Origin of the sequence: Neptuniibacter sp. QD72_48 (genome assembly GCF_047778065.1) — a bacterium.
Classification (GTDB): domain Bacteria; phylum Pseudomonadota; class Gammaproteobacteria; order Pseudomonadales; family Balneatricaceae; genus Neptuniibacter.
On the sequence record NZ_CP180547.1, the window covers coordinates 537,350 to 557,232 of the forward strand.

Sequence of the window (19,883 nt, forward strand, 5' to 3'; positions counted from 1 at the left end):
TAAGGGGCTGCTGCAGCTTATCTGCATGCAGCCCTTTTCGTTTTTAGTAACAGGCCTGCTCAGCCATGGACAATCAGTCAGACACAAAACATCCACAAGATTCTTCTAGTTCGCTAGAAACGTCGCAAAGTACATCCGTTACATTGGATGCCTATTCGCAACAATCCGACAGTTTTTATCAGGATTGGTTGGATTCTCAGTGTTCCTTAATTGATGGGGCACAATCTGCTTTAGTTCTAGCGCCATTAGATGAAGGTGATAATACCTACCACCCTATGGCTCTCTGGCCACAGGATTCAGGAGTACTAATGGATCTGCATGGATTAGCAGAAGAGATTATTACTAATCGTTCAGCACTCGTAACCGCTTTACCTGCTAGCGTTCCTGGGCATGAAGTTTTTGCGATTGGCTATCCAATTTTTTTGGATGATGAGCTGATTGCAGTGGCGACCGTTGCTGTCGCCGTATCATCAGAGCAACAACTAAAACGTGCGATGCAGCTTTTGGAGCTTGGAGGTTCGGCTTTAGAAGTTTTAAAACTACGGTTGGAAAAGCAACAGCGCTCTGCCAAAGATGCTAGTTTAGAAAGAAGTATTGATTTCTTAGCCAGTGTTCAGTCCGAACCTGATTACGCTAGTTCAGCAATGCGCTTGGTAACTGAGCTAGCAGTAATGCTCAATTGTGATCGTGTGTCTCTAGGTAACTATCAAAAAGGCCACTCCAAGGTTTTACATCTATCCCATAGTACTCAATTTGGTAAGCGGATGAACCTAATTCGCTGTATTGAAGAGGTGATGGATGAGGCGATAGACCAGCAGCAGTCCGTGGTCTATCCAAACCCTGATTTAGAAAGCAGTTCGGTTGTGATTGCCCATGCAAAACTTTCGCAGCAGCAGGGGGATGCGGTTGTACTCAGTGTACCTCTATATGTGGCTAACAATATTGTTGGCGCGCTGACCTTTGAAAGAAACCCCGATATTCCATTTACCGAGCAGGACGTGGCTCTGTGCGAGAGTATTGCTGCGTTGGTGATTCCTGCTCTAGAGGACAAGCGCTTGAATGATAGAGCGCTATTACTGAAAGTTTGGGATTCTGGGAAAACTCAATTTTCCAGGCTTTTTGGTCCAGGTTACTTAGGCCGTAAATTACTTTTTATTCTAAGTGCTATTTTGATCATCTTTTTCTCTGTTGCTCAAGGTAGTTACCGCTTGTCAGCAGATGCTAAGTTAGATAGCTATATTCAGCGGGTGATCGCTGCGCCTTATGATGGTTATATCCACTCAGCCGTTCATCGAGCAGGAGATGTGGTTAAGAAAGACCAGATGTTAGTGCAACTGGATGATCGAGACTTACATCTTGAGCGCCTTAAATGGCTAAGTGAAGAAGCCAAGCTTAATCGACAGTATCAAGAAGCTTTAGCGTTCCATGATCGCGCTAAGCTCAATATTATTAACGCGCAGCAAACACAGATTAAAGCCCAGTTAGATCTGGTAAATAGCCAATTGGAGCGCGCTAAGCTTCTATCACCATTTGATGGTTTGATTGTCAGTGGTGACCTTAGCCAGAGACTAGGTGGGGCAGTTCAGAAAGGTGAAGTGCTCTTTGAAGTGTCGCCACTGCATTTTTATCGTATTAATCTTTTGGTAAAAGAGAGTCGTATTGCTGATGTCCTTATTGGTCAAGATGGCATATTGCATTTATCAGCTTTGCCTGAAACGCCATTCGAATTTGTAGTGACGAAGATTACGCCCCTAACTGAAGCCAAAGATGGAGCGACGTACTTTGTAGTAGAAGCATCGTTACAAGGTGAATCTCTGCAGTTGCAGCCAGGTATGGAAGGTGTGGGCAAAATCTACATTGATGAGCGTAACCTATTGTCAATTTGGACTAGAGAGATGCAGGAATGGATGCGTCTTAAAGTCTGGTCTTGGTGGGGCTAGCGGGAGGCATTGTGTCTGTTTCTCTGTTTAGTGCTTCATGGTACCGCGTAGCTGAACTTAAGATCCGCATGAGGAAGCATGCGGATATTCATCGGCATCAATACAGAGGTAAAACGTGGTATGTGCTACAAGACCATGTTACCGGTCAATTTCAACGTTTTTCCCCTGAAGCTTACCAGATCATCGGCCTGATGGATGGCCGCAGAACGTTGCAACAGATCTGGGATGTGGCCTGTAAGCGCTTAGGCGATGGTATGCCAACTCAGGATGAAGTCATTCAGTTGGTGGCGCAGCTCAACCGTGCGAATGTTATTCAATCCGATATTCTGCCCGATATTGAAGAGCTGCAAGTTCGCAGACGAGAACAAGCACAGAAGAAGATTATCCAGCAGCTCAAATCCCCATTGAGTGTCCGTATTCCCATGATGGACCCAGAGGGATTCTTGTCTTCAACCATGTGGTTGGTTCGGCCGTTTTATTCTTGGTTTGGTTTATTTCTTTGGGCAGCGATCGTGCTGTTTGGTTTAACGCTTTCGATAGTCCATTGGGGGGCACTAACCGAGAATATTAGTGACCGAGTCTTAGCCGTCGAAAACCTTTTGTTGATTGCTCTAGTATATCCCTTTGTTAAAGTAATTCATGAGCTTGGCCATGCCTACGCTGTGAAGCGTTGGGGGGGCGAAGTGCATGAGGTGGGGGTGATGTTACTGGTGCTGTTCCCCGTACCTTATGTGGATGCCAGTGCGGCAACTGCATTTAGGAATAAATATCAGCGCATGCTGGTGGGCGCGATCGGCATTATGGTCGAGTTGATGGTTGCCGCGATTGCGATGATGGTGTGGGTTTTGGCTGAACCAGGTATCGTTCGAGCGGTCGCGTTTAATACCATGCTAATCGGTGGATTTTCTACTTTGCTGTTTAACGGCAATCCACTACTTCGATTTGATGCTTACTACGTTCTTGCTGATTTTTTGGAAATACCTAATTTAGCGTCTAGAGGTAACAGTCAGGTAGCTTATCTAACCAAAAAGTACCTTTATGGCGTCAAGAAACTCACTGCGCCTGCTAACTCAACCAGTGAAGGGACTTGGCTAGCTTGCTATGCTTCTGCTGCATATATTTACCGATTGTTTGTTATGGTTGCGATTGCCTTGTTTGTCGCAACGCAATACTTTGTGATTGGTAGCCTTCTCGCGTTTTGGTCAATTTGGGCAACCCTCCTTATGCCAGTACTTAAGACAATTATCAAACCTGCAACGGATCCTGAACTAAGAAGTAAGAAGGGACGAGTGCTTACCATTTCTGCGCTGATCATTGTATCGGTGGTCGCGTTGATAGGCTTTTTACCTGCGCCATATAAAACGCAGACCGAAGGTGTTTTATGGGTACCGCAGGATGCTTATGTGCGCTCGCAAGTTTCAGGTTTTGTTGAATCTTTAGACGTGCCTTCAGGTAAGACTGTGGTCGAAGGGCAGTTGTTACTTAAATTCTCAGCCCCTGATCTCGAAGCTAAAGTAGACGTGCTTAAGGCCCAGATAGCTGAAGCTGAAATTAGACTCGAAGCTAGCCTAAGAGACCGCGCGGCCAGTGAAATTTTACGAGAAGAATTGCGGTTTATTCAACGTGAATATCAAAGGGCGCTAGAACGCCTTAAAGGTGTGAATCTCTATAGCTCTGCTACTGGCGAATTTGTTGTCCCTGATGCTCATCGAATTCTGGGACGCTATGTCCATCGTGGTGAGTTGATTGGATATGTCGTGGATTATAACCAGCTCTCCTTAGTTGCGATGGTTTCTGAGGATGAGATAGATCAGGTGCGTACCCAGAACCGTTCAGTTGAGTTGCGATTCGCCTCTAATCCAAATGAAACCTATAAAGGTGAAATTGTTCGAGCATTGCCTGCTACAACTCAGCAACTGCCGAGTAAGGTGTTAAGTACTGATGGTGGTGGACGAATTGCACCTGACCCGAAAAGTGAAGATGGTTTGAAGAGTTTCCGTAGCCATTTTCGGATCGACTTATCTGTCATTGATGCGCCAAAGAATCGTTATGATGAGCGCGTCTATGTACTGATAGAACATGATCCTGAGCCTCTGATCTATCGTTGGTATCGTGCGGTAAGGCGTGTGTTCTTGAGGCAGTTTGATGTATAAACGGCCTCAGCGACTGCCGCAAACTGTTTTAGAGCGTCCTCAGCTTTTTATCCACAAACAGGATCGGATGGAGCGCTGGTCACATAGCCTCTCTGCTTATCTAAATCGTCCGTTTCGAGCGTCCCTTAAGGCTTATAAGCGTTTTTTGCCGTCCATCCATAACGAAGCTCGAAAGCTTGAAGACCTATCCGATGAGCAGTTAGATATTCATATCATTGCGATTAGGCAGGCTTTGTTTAAACAGGGCATAACGTCTGCACTAATGGTCCAAAGTTTCGCCTTGGTGCGTGAGGTTGCAGGTAGAACCCTGGGTATGAAGCATTTTGACAGCCAGCTACTTGGTGGCTTAGCGATGTTTCACGGCAATATTGCAGAGATGCAAACGGGGGAGGGCAAGACCCTGACCGCTACACTTTCTGCAGCGACAGCGGCTTTTGCTGGAGTGCCTGTCCATGTAGTGACTGTTAACGATTATCTTACTGCTCGAGATGCCGAGGAGATGACGCCAATCTATACCCGACTGGGTCTTGATGTTGGTGTTATTGTCCATGGTCTTTCTCCCATGGAAAGACGCGATATCTATGCGAAAGATGTCGTTTACTGTACCAATAAAGAGTTGGTGTTCGATTACCTTAAAGACAGTATCGTTCTAGAGGGTAAGCAGCATAAGCTTAATTTGCATGCCGAACGATTAAAAGGCAATCAGCAGATGCTCGATGGTTTGATGCTTCGTGGGCTGCATTTCGCTATTGTCGATGAGGCAGACAGCGTTTTATTAGATGAAGCTAGAACGCCGCTGATTATTTCAGGCCCTGAGATTGAGCAAGAGGAACAGCAAGAGGTCTATCAGCAAGCGATGGCGATCGCTTCTGAATTGGAGTTAGATAAGCATTACGAGGTCAACCTGAGAGAGCGACGGGTTGCTTTTACAGATGATGGTGAAATGCATGTGCTGCAGTTAACTGATGGGCTAGGCCCTTTTTGGGTAGGGCGAGTACGTTGCCTTGAATTAGTTTTTCAAGCACTAACGGCACTGCATCTGTTTATTCGTGATAAACATTATCTCGTTAAAGATGGAAAAATTCTTATTGTTGATGAGCATACTGGCCGAGTAATGGAAGATCGAAGTTGGGAGCGAGGGTTGCACCAACTGATCGAAATTAAAGAGGACTGTGAACTCAGTAACCCTCGTGAGACGCTAGCGCGCATCAGTTTTCAGAACTTCTTCCGTTTTTATCATCATCTAGGTGGTATGACAGGTACTGCGAAAGAGGTTGTCTCAGAGTTATGGCAAGTTTATGGATTGCCTGTGGTATTTATCCCGACCAATAAACCAAGCCGTAGAAAGAAACTCGGGGCAAATGTCTACGTAGACGAGAGTGATAAGTGGCACAAGGTTGCCGAACAGATCAAAGTTCTACACAAAGCACAGCGCCCCTCACTGGTTGGGACACACTCCGTCGCTGCTTCGGAATTACTAAGCCAAAGTCTGCAGGCGATGGATGTGCAGCATCAGTTATTAAATGCTAAACAAGATCAGTTAGAAGCCGAAATAGTTGCGAATGCGGGTGATCCAGGTTGTGTTACTATTGCGACCAATATGGCTGGGCGCGGTACCGATATAAAGCTAAATGATGAAGTCGAGTCAGCGGGTGGGCTACATGTGATTTTAACCGAGTTACATGAAGCGTCACGAATCGACCGACAGTTAGAAGGTCGCTGTGCGCGTCAGGGCGATCAGGGGAGCTTTGAAGTTATCTTGTCTTTGGATGACTCGATATTGTCTGAGCAGTTCTCTAATTATTTAAAGCGCGTCTTTAAATGGCCGCTTCCAAAAGGGTTTAAAAACTGGCTGCTGTTGAAATTAATGCGCAGGGCCCAAAAGCAACTCGAGGCAGATCATGCACGTATGCGTGCGGATTTGTTAAAGCAAGACGAACGTCAGCGCGAAATATTGTCTTTTACTAGCAGCAAAGTTTAGGTTTTTTGATATGAAATACATTTCTCCACTATTGGTTCTACTTCTCGGTGTTTCGCCGTTGGTCAGTGCGGTTGAACATAATCAATTAAGCGATGGCCAATTGAGCTGTTTGTTAGAGCCTAGCAAAGAGATTGAACTGAGTAGTGAGGTATCAGGCGTTATTAGCGAATTGAGTTTAGGTCGTGGCGATAAAGTTAAAAAAGACCAAGTCGTCATGAAACTTAACTCTCGCCTAGAGCGAGCTGCTTTAGCGACAGCCCGAGCGCGCGTAGATTTTGCTAAGCGTAAAGTTAAACGTAATGAGGTCTTGTACAAAAAAGGCCTGCTGTCTGATCATGAACGAGATGAGATGCTTACAGAGCAGCGTTTGGCCGAGCTTACAGCTAGCGAATCTTATGTACGTTTATCTCTACGCCAAACGAAAAGCCCAATCAATGGCGTTGTGGTTGAACGGTTACTCGAACCAGGTGAACTTGTTGATGATCAGCCATTCTTAAAAATTGTCTCGCTTGATCCTCTTCACGCAGAAGTGATTATGCGTTCGCAATATTATGGTCAGATCAAAAAAGACATGCCTATCACGTTGTATGCTGAAGGGCGCCCAGAACAGGCTTATGAAGGTAAAGTGAATCGAGTGGACCCTCTTATTGATGCTGCAAGTAGTACGTTTGCTATTAGTGTGGAAATCCCGAATAAAGATCAATTACTGCCTGCCGGTTTGAAATGTAGGGTTGAGTTTAGCCCAGTCCAGCCTGCTTCTGAGTGATAATGAATAGGCCCTGTAATCTGGCTTTGTTATAATCGCCAGCAATTAAAGATTCCTTTGGAACCCTTTCGATGAAAGAGATTATTTTGCTCAATATTTCCGGTGAAGATAAGCCGGGAGTGACTTCAGCGATCACAAATATTTTGGCGGAATTCGAGATCAATATTTTGGATATTGGTCAGGCTGTGATCCACGATACCTTATCTTTAGGTATCTTGATTGAAGTGCCTAAATCGGCCGAGTCTTCGCCACTGCTAAGAGATATTCTTTTTAAAGCGCACGAGCTGAACATGAATATCCGCTTCCAGCCTGTGGAAGAAGAGAACTATGAACATTGGGTTGAAGGGCAAGGTAAATCTCGTCATATCATTACGCTACTGTCTCGTAAATTGAGCTCTAAACATATCGCGCGCGTGACCGAAATCGCAGCGAGCCATGGGCTTAACATCGATAACATCAACCGTCTCTCAGGCCGTATAAGTTTGGATGAAACCTCTGACCAGACCAAAGCATGTGTGGAGTTTTCTGTGCGTGGTGCGCCTGCTGATGCTGAGAAACTGAAAGCTGAGTTTTTAAATACAGCGAGCGATCTAGATGTAGATATCGCTTTCCAAGAAGATAATATCTATCGCCGTAATCGCCGTTTAGTAGTATTTGATATGGACTCTACGCTGATTGAGGCAGAAGTTATTGATGAGCTAGCTAAAGAAGCAGGTGTGGGTGATCAGGTGTCAGAGATCACTGAAGCGGCTATGCGTGGTGAGATCGATTTTAACGAAAGCTTTAAGCGTCGAATGGCTCTGCTGAAAGGCTTGGATGTGTCGGTGTTGGATCAAATTGCTGAACGCCTACCGATGACCGAAGGCGCGGAAGAGTTGGTGTCTAACTTGAAAGCGCTTGGCTTTAAAACAGCTATCTTATCGGGCGGCTTTAATTACTTTGCTTCCCATCTGCAAAAGAAGCTTGGCTTTGACTATGTCTATGCCAACGAGCTTGATATCGATGCTGATGGCAAAGTGACAGGTGAAGTTAGAGGCACAGTGGTTAATGGTGAGCGTAAAGCAGAACTGTTACGCGAAATTGCCGAAAAAGAAGGTGTGAGTTTAGAACAGACAATTGCAGTTGGTGATGGTGCTAATGATCTACCAATGCTTTCGATTGCTGGATTAGGTATCGCATTCCGAGCTAAACCATTGGTTCGTGAAAGTGCGAAACAGGCTATCTCTACATTAGGTCTTGACGGAATCTTGTATCTGATCGGTTTTAGAGATCGAGATACAGTGAAATAGCAAAAATAAAAAAGCCGCTGTTTAGCGGCTTTTTTATTATTCGGCAAAGAAGTCGTAATCCATTTTTTCCCTTGGAGGCTGAAGATAGTAGCCCTGCACATAGTCGATCCCTGCTTTCCACAGGTTCGCCATTGTCTTGGTATTCTCTACAAGCGGCGCAATAGATATCTTGTCTAGACTGCTTAGCTGTTGCACCATGCTAAAGAACTCTTCATCTTGCTCTGGGTCTGAGCCTAATTCAGGGATAAAGGCACCATCGAGTTTTATAAAGTCAGAATGGACAGTCGATAGCACATTTTGTGAATTAGGCACGCTACCAAAGTGCTTTATGCAAACACGACTGTGGATGCGAGTTAGTTTCTCTACGAAGCCTTGAGCCTGTTTAGGTGCAATGGATATATCTGATTCACTGATCTGGAAGACAAGCCTTTCTGCAGGGATATTATTTTTACGTAGTACCCCAGAAAGCCAGGTTAATAGATGTTGATCTCCTAGAGCATGAGCAGAGATGTTAATGAAAATAACATTTTTGTGTTCTTGGTTGAGTGTTTTTTTAAGCTGTTTCAAGCAATTCTCAATAACCCATCGATCAACTTTAACCGCAGTTTCTGCATCGCTTATAGCGCTCATGAAATCGTTAGGGGATAGCTCAACCTCTTCATCATTCACTAAGCGTAATAACGCCTCATAGTGATGGTGTGTTTGATCATCAGCGGTTAGATTTACGATTGGCTGGAATAACAATTTGAACTGATTGTTATCTACGGCTTTCCTTAGCTGATCAAACTCATCTTCTTCTTGCTCAGATAATGCTGCCTCTGGGATATAGATGCTCACGCCATTACCCTGCGGGTTTTCTTCGCGTAAGGTGCAAATTGCAGCCTTAGCGCGATTGAGTAGTTCAATTGGCGGAGGTGTACTATCGGTAATGGCCACTAAACCAATAGAGCAGGTTGATTGGACATCGACGCCGGCAATACTAGAGTGAACATGGGCAATTTTTTTACATAGCTTTTCAGCAAAGCTTTCTGCTGTTTTTATATTGGGGTCGTTGAATACGATAGCGAAAGCATTTTCAGCCGGATGGGTGAGTAAATGTGCTTTGTTTACCGTTTTAGCCAGAAGAGCTGAGATATCCCGAATAAGCTGGTCACTACCTTCATGACTAAACTTGCTTTTAATCTGATCCAGTTGGTCCAACTCTATATACATCAAACATCTATCGTTACCACCACGCAATGCTTTTTGTGTAACCTGTTCTAGTTGTTTGTGTAGATAATCTTTATTGAACAAACCGGATACGAAATCGAGATCTTCACTGAGAAGATTGTGATGGCTGTTCTCTTCAACATGGAACAATACGCGAGTAACTATAGAACCATTATAGTCCGAGCGCGAAAGTTCCATATTAGCGGTGAATTCTGAATGATCACTGCGCTGAGCTGATAGTTGTAATATCAGGTTACCGCTGTTTCCTTCTTCAAGGGAATTTAGTTGCTCTGTAAATTCGGGGCGATCATCAAACGCAAAGAAATCGACCAATGGTTTGTAAATGGCCTTTTTCTTCGAATCTAAACCGAACTGTTCAAGAAAACTGTCATTGCAGTAGATTATCTTTTGGTGGTCACAACATACGATTGGGTTGCGTGAACTATCCATTAACTGCTGTGAGCGTTTTTCCGCTTCAGCTAAGGCTGCTTCGGCTTTACGTAAGCGCCTACGGTAATCGAGCTGATCTAGTTCCCGACGAACATTAATCAAGACAAGTTCTTTTTCATCTAAGGGAACGACTGCTTGGATATGGCTTTTAAGCCCTTGTAACAATAACTGGCTATCCGAGCTAGGGATGATCTGTATTACAGGGATATCTTTGTCTAAGCGTTTGAGGTGGCTTATAGCGAGCTTTGAAGTGAAGTCGCCTCGATCGATAGTGCAAAGAATAAGATCCCATGAGCGTTCACCTAGCGCGTCTAGAAACTCTTGCTCGGTATTAACCTGTTTGCCGCGAGGAGATATGCGTGAAGTTCTAAGAAGTGTAATCAGGGGAGCGGTTTCTTCGGCGCTCAGGCCAAGAAATAGAAGCTGAACATTTTTTCTCAGGCGTTGTTTACGAGTCTGCTGCCCAGTGCCGTATTTTTCTAAAAGGGCGTTTCCGTCAATATCAATAACTTCAGACATGCCTGAATGATCTCCTGCTCGCTAAATCCTTATAGACAGAGAATATATTAATTCAATCGAATGTATAACTTAAAAATTGCATTAGTTTTTGTTTGATATCACTGAAGTGTTAAACAGATGCAGAGTATTAATTATAGAAGATAAAAATCAGCAGAATGAAGACGTGAAAAAATTTAAATAGCTGACGAGAGATTACTGATTGTAGTTTTTAACTAACGAAGGATTGAGCGTTCTAGTATTGTATCGAATTGGATGTGTCTAGGTCAGAATTGACCTTTCATAAAGTTAAACTGGTACTAAAAGGCAGAAGAAAGTGGCTGGGGTAGGAGGATTCGAACCTCCGCATGACGAGATCAAAACCCGTTGCCTTACCGCTTGGCGATACCCCAACTAAGATTTGAGCACACTTTCTTTTTAGAGCATGGTGGCAATAGCGGGACTCGAACCTGCGACCCTCGCATTATGAATGCGATGCTCTAACCAACTGAGCTATATTGCCACTCAGATTAACTCGGAGAGTTAAGCTCAATAGTGGCTGGGGTAGGAGGATTCGAACCTCCGCATGACGAGATCAAAACCCGTTGCCTTACCGCTTGGCGATACCCCAGCATAGACTGAAACATGGTGGCAATAGCGGGACTCGAACCTGCGACCCTCGCATTATGAATGCGATGCTCTAACCAACTGAGCTATATTGCCACGTCTCAGAGGCGCGCATTATTCTACTTTCGGGCGGGGGTGTCAATAGATTACTGCATGAAATTTCAGGAATTTTTGAATAAAAAAAACCGGCTACTAAAGCCGGTTTTTTTTTGTACAGTTGTCTGCTTAAACGTTGAAGCGGAAATGTACGACATCGCCGTCTTGAACGATGTAATCTTTACCTTCAAGTCTCCAGCGACCAGCGTCTTTCGCGCCATTTTCGCCGTCGTGCTCAACAAAATCGTCGTAGCTTACAACTTCAGCACGGATAAAGCCTTTCTCGAAGTCGGTGTGGATAACACCAGCTGCTTGTGGAGCTGTTGCGCCGACTTTAACTGTCCATGCGCGAACTTCCTGCACGCCAGCAGTAAAGTAGGTTTGTAGGCCTAACAATTCGTAACCAGCGCGAATAACGCGATCTAAGCCAGGCTCTTCCATGCCTAAGTCAGCTAGGAACTCATCGCGCTCTTCATCATCTAGCTCAGAGATCTCAGCTTCCAACTTGTTGCAAACCACTACTACACCGGCATTTTCCGATGCTGCTAGCTCTTTAACTGTATCTAGGTGTGCGTTATCTTCAAAACCATCTTCATCAACGTTTGCAATGTACATTGTTGGTTTCACGGTAAGAAGGTGGAAGCCTTTGACGATTTTCATCTCATCTTCATCAAGACCTAAACCACGAACTGGCTTACCTTCTTCTAGATGAGGGATAACTCTCTCTAGCATCGCTTTTTGAGCAACGGCTTCTTTATCACCACCTTTTGCTAGCTTTTGAATACGCTGAAGCTGTTTTTCACAGGATTCTAAATCAGCAAGTGCTAGCTCAAGGTTGATAGTTTCGATATCAGATAGCGGATTAATCTTGTTGGCAACGTGGATTACGTTTTCATCTTCGAAGCAACGTACTACATGCGCAATAGCGTCTGTTTCGCGGATGTTAGCCAAGAATTTATTGCCAAGGCCTTCACCTTTGGAGGCACCAGCAACAAGACCCGCAATATCTACAAATTCCATCGCTGTTGGAATTGTGCGCTCGGGATTAACAATCGCTGTAAGCTTGTCTAAACGCGGGTCAGGCATAGATACTGTGCCTGCATTCGGCTCAATGGTGCAGAATGGAAAGTTCTCTGCCGCAATGCCGTTTTTTGTTAGCGCATTGAAAAGAGTCGATTTACCTACGTTAGGTAGGCCTACAATACCGCATTTAAAACCCATGATTGAATCCTGTGAGTAATCTAGCTGGCTGAAAAACTGTGTAACTGGTTCATCGCTTTGTTCCAGTCACCGGCAATAGCAAGCTCCAAATAACGTTCAGCTTCATCGATAGCTGCCATTGTGGCATCACGTTCTTTAGCTGGAGCTTTTTTCAGAACAAAACCGCTTACTTGGCTGCTGTGGCCTGGGTGGCCAATGCCAAGACGTAAACGGTAGAAATTTTTGTTGTTACCTAGTTTGCTGATGATGTCGCGCAAACCATTATGACCACCATGACCGCCACCTTGCTTAAATTTTGCAATACCTGGCGGAATATCGAGTTCATCATGAGCGACTAAAATCGCTTCGGGTGGAATTTTGTAGAAACTTGCCAGCGCTGAAACAGCCTGGCCGCTCAGATTCATAAACGTGGTGGGAACCAAAAGATGAATAACTTGGTTGCCAATCTGAACTTTAGAGTAGAGCCCGTGGTACTTCTTTTCGGGCTTGAGGGGGGCGAGATGTCGAGCAGCAAGCTGCTCGACAAACTCAGCACCAGCATTGTGACGGGTTTGCGCATACTTATCGCCTGGATTACCCAGGCCAACGATGAGCTGGATCTTGTCTTTCATGCTGGTTGCTTATACCGATTACTTGCTGCCGCGAGGCGCGTATACGTAACCGATACCCTGATCGTGGTCGCCGCCACGACGTAGAGAAACAATCTCAACGCCTTCAGGAAGAGTGATATCAGACAGGTGAAGAACCTGGTCAGAATCACAAGCAGCTAGATCAACAGTTAGGCTTTCTGGCAGGTTAGCTGGTAGGCAAAGAACTTCAACAGTGTTCTTTTCTGCAGCGAACTTGCAAGCTGCTTTAGAAGCAGGAGACTTATCGAAACCAGAGAATACAACAGGAACAGTGATCTTGATCTTGTTGGATTTAGTAATGCGCTGGAAGTCAGCGTGCAGTACAACTGGCTTAGCAGGATGACGCTGTAGATCTTTGATGATCACTTGCTCTTCTTTACCGTCCAAAGACAGAGTTAGGATAGAAGAGAAGAACGCGTCGTCTTCGATCATTTTAACTAGTTCGTTGTTAGGAACAGAGATAGAAGCAGGCTTCTTACGCTTGTCACCACCGAAAACGATACCAGGAACTAGACCTTCGCGACGTAGGCGGCGGCTCGCACCTTTCCCTTCGTCAGCACGTGCTACTGCATTAACTACAAAGTTAGACATTTTTAATACCTTTAAATAAATAAGCTGCAAAACCTTGCGACCAGGCTTTGCAGCAATCACCCGAGGGTGGAAAAACTTACTCGTTATTGAGTAAGTTGCTTTACCAGCGAGTTGCCCTTAACGGAACATCGCGCTGATGGATTCTTCATTGCAAACACGGCGCACTGCTTCAGCTAGAAGCGGAGCAAGTGTTAGCTGACGAATTTTGTCGCATTTAGATGCGGATTCAGACAGTGGAATCGTATCTGTTACAACAAATTCATCTAGATCAGAATTAGTGATGTTGCTTACTGCTGGGCCTGAAAGTACGGCGTGAGTCGCGTAAGCTACAACGCGTGCTGCACCGTTATCTTTAAGTGCCTTAGCCGCTTTACAAAGCGTGCCGGCAGTATCACACATGTCATCAACCAATACGCAAGTACGGCCTTCAACATCACCAATGATATTCATAACTTGAGATTCGTTTGCACGCTCACGACGCTTGTCGATGATTGCTAGGTCGCAATCAAGTTGCTTAGCTACTGCGCGGGCACGAACTACACCACCAACGTCCGGAGAAACAACTAGAATGTTGTCGTATTCCTGATCAACGATGTCGTCGAGTAGAACAGGTGAGCCGTAAACGTTATCTACAGGTACAGAGAAGAAGCCCTGAATCTGGTCAGCGTGTAGGTCAACTGTCAGTACGCGGTCAATGCCGATAGCATCCATCATATCTGCAACTACTTTTGCAGTGATAGGTACACGAGCAGAGCGTGGACGTCGATCCTGACGTGCATAGCCGAAGTAAGGTACAACAGCTGTGATACGTGAAGCAGAAGCGCGACGAAGAGCGTCGGCTAGTACAATAAGCTCCATCAAGTTGTCGTTAGTTGGCGCGCAAGTAGACTGGATAATAAATACGTCTTTACCACGTACGTTTTCCTGAATCTCAACGCTTACTTCGCCATCACTAAAACGACCAACATTCGCTTTACCCATAGGAATATCTAAGCGATCAACTACTTTTCTCGCCAGATCAGGGTTAGCGTTGCCGGTGAAGACCATCATCTTGGACACGGCGTGCACCTTTTCGATTGTAATTTGTTCGGAATCTGTAGATCGGGAACCGTTCATAGGCATTTGGCTGGGGTAGGAGGATTCGAACCTCCGCATACTGGAATCAGAATCCAGTGCCTTACCGCTTGGCGATACCCCAACATTATTCCTCTTGGAGGACCGGCCTCCCGTTGAAAGAGGCGCAGATTATCCAAGACTCGTGGTTAAAAGTCAAACTAAAGCAGGGGGAGGCGCTACTAAGATTGAGAGCGTAAAAGTTGGCTTTTAGCGATGGCAAAATGAGATCGCGTTTAAAGTTGAGAGATTTTTCTGCCGCTATAGTTTTATCCACGTTTTAATCACAATGGTGACTTTCAAATCACGGTACTGCAAACGCATCTTAGTAGGCAACGCAGGTGTTTGTTGGTTATAGCGAAGATACTCAATTTTCCAATCTTGTTGGGTTAATTGTGCAAGTCTTTCATCGACGATTGTTTGGTCGTAATGTGAGTGAGGCGAAGGTAGCCCTCTGATCCACCAAAAAATATCACTGACAGGCAGAGCCCAGCCCCACTGTTGATGGAGGATTTCTTCCGGATTGGTGCCGGTAAACGTTCCTTCGCCGGCGATATCAACGGTAACTTCTTGTGGGTTTCCAGCAATAGATGCGCCGCCTTGTCCCCAAGGCCCGCGGATATCTATCTGATAATCAGAGCCTTCTTGTAGCCATTTTAAACTGGCTGATTGGCTGTCCTCGGGTGTGCGAATGCCTATCTTGCCGCTAGCTTCCCAATCAGAGATATCTTTAAGTAGACTTTGACGAGTTTCCCAAGAAATATCGCTGGTTGATGGTATCTGCGTTTTTTGTAAGCTACAGCCCGCTAATAATAGGCACAGCAACGCCCCAAGGTACTTTTTTAACATCTTGTTTAATTACTCTGCGTTAATTAGCTGTGCTGCTTCTTCTAGGAAAGGGTCACCAGGATTGTCTTTTTGGCTTCTTTGGAGCAGTGAACGAGCTTTCTCTTTTTGATCTATTGCCCAATATACCTGAATGAGGTGACTAGAGACTTCAGGATCGGAATATAAAGCATGAGCCTTTTCTAAATAAGTTACGGCTTCATGATTTCTACCCAATTTAAACAAAGCCCAACCCATTGAATCTAAAATGGCAGGATCTTCAGGTTCTGTAGTTAATGCGGCTTGAATCAATTTGTAAGCTTCTTCATAACGCTCAGTATGTAGAAGTAAGGTGTAGCCCAATGCATTCTGCACTGTAGCATTGCCGGGTTCTAATTCTAATACTCGGCGTAGATCTTTTTCCGCTTGTGGGAAATCAGTGGATTCCACCATCATGGCCCGGGTGTATAGCAGTGCAGTGTTATCAACAAAGAGTGCTAGCGCATCTTCTAATACAGCTAGGGCTTCCTCTTTTAGATTATGGAGGTTTAGCCATTCTGCTTCTAATGTGTAAATTGATGCGGCCTGATTAGGCATGCTAGCTCTGGCATCAGATAAAATCTGCTGTAGGCGAGGTTTGTCTTCTAGATCTTTAAGAAGCGAGCTGACTCGAGATAGGGATTGCAGAACGTTAGAGCCATTTTTTACAGAGCTGTAATTTTCAATCGCTTGATCACGCTTCTCTTCCGACTGAGCGATGTGGCCCAAATAAAAATGCGGTGACGTGTCCTCAGGTTTTAGTTCAAGTAATCGCAAAAAGGCTGCTTTAGCGTCCTTAGGTGCTTCATTCTCGAGCATCAACAGGGCTAAGTAGTAGGTTAACTGATGATCTTTTAAATTGTTTTTTAGCAGTTCTTTTGCTTGAGAGACCGCTTGTTTAGATTGCTTATTTTGGAATAACAGCTGTGTGTAAAGAATATGCAGCTGACGGTTATTCGGCTGTTGTTCAAAAGCAGAGCGGATAAGCTTAAGTGCATCGTAAACTTTGTTTTGAGAACGCAGCAGTTCAGCTTTTTGTATCAACGCTTCTGGATTCTCGGGGTCTATCGTAAGGGCGCGATTAAAAGAGGTGAGTGACGCCTGTTCGTTGTTATTAGCTCGATGCAGCAATGCTAGAGTCAGTTCGAGATCGGAGCGAGGATCGGCTGATTGACGATGTTTATTTAGCATCGTGATGTAGCCGGATAAGACTTGGGGATCAATACGTTCTACTTGCCCACGAATCAAAGCCAAGGTGCGTAATGGATCGAACTCTAAGGCCTTCTCAACCAAAGGCAGTGCCTCGGTGTATTTGCCTTTATGTAGAAGCATATTCGCTTCTATTTGATAAGGCTCTGGATTAGACGGAGCAATTTCGCGCCAAAGTCGGGACGCCTGAATGACTTTGTCAGGGTTTCTTAGGTATTGAGCAATTCGTGTGGCGCGTTCTGCAACGCCAGAGTCCTGACTTTTCTCAGCTTGTTTGAGGTAGTTCTCCAGGGCTACAGGGAAGAGCCTGCGCTGCCCTGCAATCTCGGCAAGTAATAAATCGTAAAGAGATTCTTGGTTGAACTCGCCATCTACGTAATTAACTGGCTCGGAGGTAACTTCTTGTGTCTGTTTCGTTGGGGTGCTTTGACAGCCTTGTAATAAGGCGAAGACACAAGTTAAAACGATAAGTGATTTATTCATGTATACAGCCGTAATAGCCCCGACATCCCTGAATGATTTGGTCACTATAGTTGAATAACCTGTGGCTTGTCAGCTACCGACCAAAGGTTTTAAAGAGAATAAGTTAACGATTTTTAGATTGTTACTCATACATGCTGACTTTGACCTTAATTTAAAGAGTTAGACCTAAGGTTCTTTATTTTTGTTCGATTTATGTGGATTTTGTCCAAAGATTTGTAATTAATCCGCTGTTTTTTGATCGAAGTTGCCTAAATTGTGGTGCTGCCTTTTAACCTTTGTCGCAAAGCGTTGTATCATAGCGCGCTGATTTAGATCAGCTTCAGTTGATTTGTAGTGCCGTCTATACGACGGTAGATTTTTTGGTATGGCGGATCGCATGGCGTTACTTGCATTAGGCATCAATCACAAAACGGCTTCGGTAGAGGTTCGCGAACGCGTGGCGTTTGCCCCCGAGCTGCTTGCTGAAGCGATGAATGGTGCTGCCGAATTTGCTGATCTGAAAGAGATTGCCATCCTATCGACCTGTAACCGTACAGAGCTGTATTGCTCTTCTGCCATAGAAGGGTCGAGAGCCCTGTTGGAATGGCTAGGCAAATACCACGATTTAGATCCTGATGAACTGCAGCAATGTTCCTATGCTTTCTGGGGTGAAGATGCCGCGCGTCATATGATGCGTGTTGCGAGCGGTTTGGACTCCTTAGTATTGGGAGAGCCGCAGATACTTGGTCAACTGAAGTCGGCATATAGCCTTTCTCAAGAAAATGGCCATGTAGGTGCCGAGCTGGGACGCTTATTCCAGCAGACGTTTTCTGTGGCTAAGCAGGTGCGTACTGATACGGCGATTGGTGAAAACCCAGTATCAGTTGCTTATGCAGCAGTAAGCCTTGCTCAGCATATCTTCTCGGATATGCGCGAAAGCAAAGCGTTACTGATTGGCGCAGGTGAAACCATAGAGTTGGTAGCGCGCCATTTAGCGAATGCTGGCGTTAAAGATATCACGGTGGCTAACCGTACCCTTAATCGTGCTTTGGCATTGGCTGATGAATTTGATGGTAAAGCGATCTTGTTGGGTGATATTCCAAATGCGCTTGCCGAGGCCGATATAGTGATTGCTTCTACTGCCAGCCAGTTGCCTATTCTAGGTAAAGGTGCAGTTGAGTCCGCGCTTAAGCAACGTAAGCACCGCCCTATCTTTATGGTTGATATAGCCGTTCCGCGTGACATAGAGGCGCAAGTTGCGGAACTGGATGATGTTTATTTGTATACGGTCGATGACCTTAAAGAGGTTATCGAAGAGAACCAACGTAGCCGTGAAGATGCTGCTAGGCAGGCAGAAGAGATTATAGAAACAGGCGCGCATGAGTTTATGCGCCAGTTGCGTTCACTGGAAGCGGTTGATGTATTAACGGCTTTCCGTGGTCAGGCAGAAAGTTTGCGTGATCAAGAATTAGGCCGAGCGTTAAAACAGCTGGAGAATGGTAAACCAGCTGAAGAAGTGTTAACCATGTTAGCGCGTAGCCTGACGAATAAAATGCTGCACCATCCTACAATTCAAATGCGTAAAGCAAGCGCTGAAGGGCGCAGTGAATTACTGGACTTGGTGCAAGAGCTTCACCAGTTAGGTGAACATGCTAAGAATGAGAAATAATGAAAGAATCTATTCTAAGTAAGCTAGAAAAGCTTAGCGATCGATACGAAGAGCTTGCTGCTCTAATGTCTGATCCAGAAATTATCTCAGATCAGGATAAGTTTCGTGATTATTCCAAGGAATATTCCGAATTAGAGCCTGTGGTACAGGCATTTGCAGCTTTTAATCAAGCGCAGGATGATCTTGAAGAAGCCGAGATGATGATGGCTGACAGTGACCCTGATATGCGAGAGATGGCAAAAGAGGAATACCCTGCCGTTAAAGAGCGTATCGAAAACCTTGAAGCTGAACTGCAGATTCTTTTATTACCTAAAGATCCAAATGATTCTCGCAACGTCTTCTTGGAAGTACGTGCCGGAACCGGTGGCGATGAAGCAGCTATTTTCGCCGGTGATCTTTTCCGTATGTACTCTCGTTTCGCGGAAGTACAGGGTTGGCGTGTAGAGGTTATCAGCGTTAACGAAGGTGACCATGGCGGCTATAAAGAGGTTATCTCTCGTATCGTTGGGACGGATGTGTATTCGAAGCTGAAATTCGAATCCGGTGCACACCGTGTACAACGTGTTCCTGAAACCGAGTCTCAAGGCCGTGTTCATACGTCTGCTTGTACCGTTGCAATTATGGCAGAGATGGATGAGTCCGCTGAGATCGAGATCAATAAAGCTGATCTACGTGTTGATACCTTCCGTGCATCAGGTGCTGGTGGTCAGCACGTCAATAAAACTGATTCGGCTATTCGTTTGACCCACATTCCTACAGGTGTAGTAGTTGAGTGTCAGGAAGAGCGTTCGCAGCATAAGAACCGTGCTAAGGCGATGTCACTTCTAGCATCTCGTTTACAGGCTGCAGAAGACGAACGACAGGCAGCCGAAATGGCAAGTACGCGTAAAAGTCTAGTGGGTAGTGGTGACCGCTCTGAACGAATCCGTACCTATAATTATCCACAAGGTCGTGTAACGGATCACCGTATCAACCTAACGCTATATAAGCTGCAGGAGATTATTGGTGGTGAGCTGCAACACGTTGTTGAGCCGCTCTTAAATGAGCACCAAGCAGAACAGCTTGGGGCGCTCTCCGAAGAAAGTTAATCAAAGGGCCTGTATGGCCCTTTTTGATATG

At 45.2% G+C, this 19,883-nt stretch carries 14 protein-coding genes and 5 tRNA genes; 7 read left to right on the forward strand and 12 right to left on the reverse strand.

Annotated elements, in window-relative coordinates:
* Positions 1–65: 65 nt before the first annotated feature.
* The 5 genes from ACMXYX_RS02230 (at position 66) to serB (ending at position 8,129) form a co-directional block, all read left to right on the forward strand.
* On the forward strand, positions 66–1,940 hold the full coding sequence (locus ACMXYX_RS02230) for an HlyD family efflux transporter periplasmic adaptor subunit (protein ID WP_415906440.1): 1,875 nt from the start codon (positions 66–68) through the stop codon (positions 1,938–1,940).
* A gap of 11 nt (positions 1,941–1,951) precedes the next feature.
* Positions 1,952–4,093 (forward strand): efflux RND transporter periplasmic adaptor subunit, encoded by a 2,142-nt coding sequence (locus tag ACMXYX_RS02235; RefSeq protein WP_415883367.1) that lies wholly within the window; start codon positions 1,952–1,954, stop codon positions 4,091–4,093.
* Positions 4,086–6,074 (forward strand): preprotein translocase subunit SecA, encoded by a 1,989-nt coding sequence (locus ACMXYX_RS02240; RefSeq protein WP_415906441.1) that lies wholly within the window; start codon positions 4,086–4,088, stop codon positions 6,072–6,074. The genes ACMXYX_RS02235 and ACMXYX_RS02240 overlap by 8 nt, the downstream gene beginning before the upstream one ends.
* Before the next feature lie 10 nt (positions 6,075–6,084).
* Positions 6,085–6,840, forward strand: coding sequence for an efflux RND transporter periplasmic adaptor subunit (locus ACMXYX_RS02245; protein WP_415883369.1), 756 nt, complete (start codon positions 6,085–6,087; stop codon positions 6,838–6,840).
* Between the two features lie 71 nt (positions 6,841–6,911).
* The gene (serB, locus tag ACMXYX_RS02250; RefSeq protein ID WP_415883370.1) at positions 6,912–8,129 is read left to right on the forward strand and encodes a phosphoserine phosphatase SerB; all 1,218 of its coding nucleotides are present in this window, start codon (positions 6,912–6,914) and stop codon (positions 8,127–8,129) included.
* A gap of 36 nt (positions 8,130–8,165) precedes the next feature.
* Here the strand turns inward: serB and ACMXYX_RS02255 are convergent, their stop codons facing one another.
* The 12 genes from ACMXYX_RS02255 to ACMXYX_RS02310 all read right to left on the reverse strand — a co-directional run bounded on the left by ACMXYX_RS02255 (position 8,166) and on the right by ACMXYX_RS02310 (position 17,116).
* Entirely contained in the window at positions 8,166–10,307 is a 2,142-nt protein-coding gene (locus tag ACMXYX_RS02255; protein ID WP_415906442.1) for an EAL domain-containing protein, read from the reverse strand.
* A 314-nt stretch (positions 10,308–10,621) separates the two neighbouring features.
* Positions 10,622–10,696 (reverse strand) — tRNA-Gln (locus ACMXYX_RS02260).
* Positions 10,697–10,729: 33 nt separating this feature from the next.
* A tRNA-Met gene (locus tag ACMXYX_RS02265) sits at positions 10,730–10,806 on the reverse strand.
* Between the two features lie 33 nt (positions 10,807–10,839).
* A tRNA-Gln gene (locus ACMXYX_RS02270) sits at positions 10,840–10,914 on the reverse strand.
* A gap of 15 nt (positions 10,915–10,929) precedes the next feature.
* Positions 10,930–11,006, reverse strand: a tRNA-Met gene (locus ACMXYX_RS02275).
* A 129-nt stretch (positions 11,007–11,135) separates the two neighbouring features.
* A complete protein-coding gene (gene ychF, locus ACMXYX_RS02280) occupies positions 11,136–12,227 on the reverse strand; it encodes a redox-regulated ATPase YchF (protein WP_415897459.1) in 1,092 nt (363 codons plus the stop codon).
* Between the two features lie 20 nt (positions 12,228–12,247).
* Entirely contained in the window at positions 12,248–12,838 is a 591-nt protein-coding gene (pth, locus tag ACMXYX_RS02285; RefSeq protein WP_415897460.1) for an aminoacyl-tRNA hydrolase, read from the reverse strand.
* A gap of 18 nt (positions 12,839–12,856) precedes the next feature.
* Complete coding sequence (locus ACMXYX_RS02290) at positions 12,857–13,447, reverse strand: 50S ribosomal protein L25/general stress protein Ctc (protein WP_415897461.1); 591 nt, start codon at positions 13,445–13,447, stop codon at positions 12,857–12,859.
* Positions 13,448–13,564: 117 nt separating this feature from the next.
* A complete protein-coding gene (locus tag ACMXYX_RS02295) occupies positions 13,565–14,506 on the reverse strand; it encodes a ribose-phosphate pyrophosphokinase (RefSeq protein WP_415883375.1) in 942 nt (313 codons plus the stop codon).
* A 64-nt stretch (positions 14,507–14,570) separates the two neighbouring features.
* Positions 14,571–14,645, reverse strand: a tRNA-Gln gene (locus ACMXYX_RS02300).
* A 176-nt stretch (positions 14,646–14,821) separates the two neighbouring features.
* A complete protein-coding gene (gene lolB / locus ACMXYX_RS02305) occupies positions 14,822–15,409 on the reverse strand; it encodes a lipoprotein insertase outer membrane protein LolB (RefSeq protein WP_415883376.1) in 588 nt (195 codons plus the stop codon).
* Between the two features lie 9 nt (positions 15,410–15,418).
* Complete coding sequence (locus ACMXYX_RS02310) at positions 15,419–17,116, reverse strand: tetratricopeptide repeat protein (RefSeq protein ID WP_415897462.1); 1,698 nt, start codon at positions 17,114–17,116, stop codon at positions 15,419–15,421.
* 376 nt (positions 17,117–17,492) lie between these two features.
* Here ACMXYX_RS02310 and hemA point away from each other — a divergent pair, with 376 nt between their 5' ends.
* Together hemA and prfA are read left to right on the forward strand one after the other, a co-directional pair.
* Positions 17,493–18,764: a glutamyl-tRNA reductase gene (gene hemA / locus ACMXYX_RS02315; RefSeq protein WP_415883378.1), complete on the forward strand. Its 1,272-nt coding sequence runs from the start codon at positions 17,493–17,495 to the stop codon at positions 18,762–18,764.
* A complete protein-coding gene (gene prfA / locus ACMXYX_RS02320; protein WP_415883379.1) occupies positions 18,764–19,852 on the forward strand; it encodes a peptide chain release factor 1 in 1,089 nt (362 codons plus the stop codon). The genes hemA and prfA overlap by 1 nt, the downstream gene beginning before the upstream one ends.
* The last annotated feature ends 31 nt before the right edge of the window (positions 19,853–19,883 follow it).

Excerpts from the sequence above, each read along its gene's own strand:
- ACMXYX_RS02255 (WP_415906442.1), bottom strand. The coding sequence starts at position 10,307 with ATGTCTGAAGTTATTGATATTGACGGAAACGCCCTTTTAGAAAAATAC.
- serB (WP_415883370.1), top strand. The coding sequence starts at position 6,912 with ATGAAAGAGATTATTTTGCTCAATATTTCCGGTGAAGATAAGCCGGGA.
- ACMXYX_RS02290 (WP_415897461.1), bottom strand. The coding sequence starts at position 13,447 with ATGTCTAACTTTGTAGTTAATGCAGTAGCACGTGCTGACGAAGGGAAA.
- pth (WP_415897460.1), bottom strand. The coding sequence starts at position 12,838 with ATGAAAGACAAGATCCAGCTCATCGTTGGCCTGGGTAATCCAGGCGAT.
- ACMXYX_RS02310 (WP_415897462.1), bottom strand. The coding sequence starts at position 17,116 with ATGAATAAATCACTTATCGTTTTAACTTGTGTCTTCGCCTTATTACAA.
- ychF (WP_415897459.1), bottom strand. The coding sequence starts at position 12,227 with ATGGGTTTTAAATGCGGTATTGTAGGCCTACCTAACGTAGGTAAATCG.
- lolB (WP_415883376.1), bottom strand. The coding sequence starts at position 15,409 with ATGTTAAAAAAGTACCTTGGGGCGTTGCTGTGCCTATTATTAGCGGGC.
- ACMXYX_RS02245 (WP_415883369.1), top strand. The coding sequence starts at position 6,085 with ATGAAATACATTTCTCCACTATTGGTTCTACTTCTCGGTGTTTCGCCG.
- ACMXYX_RS02240 (WP_415906441.1), top strand. The coding sequence starts at position 4,086 with ATGTATAAACGGCCTCAGCGACTGCCGCAAACTGTTTTAGAGCGTCCT.
- hemA (WP_415883378.1), top strand. The coding sequence starts at position 17,493 with ATGGCGTTACTTGCATTAGGCATCAATCACAAAACGGCTTCGGTAGAG.
- prfA (WP_415883379.1), top strand. The coding sequence starts at position 18,764 with ATGAAAGAATCTATTCTAAGTAAGCTAGAAAAGCTTAGCGATCGATAC.
- ACMXYX_RS02230 (WP_415906440.1), top strand. The coding sequence starts at position 66 with ATGGACAATCAGTCAGACACAAAACATCCACAAGATTCTTCTAGTTCG.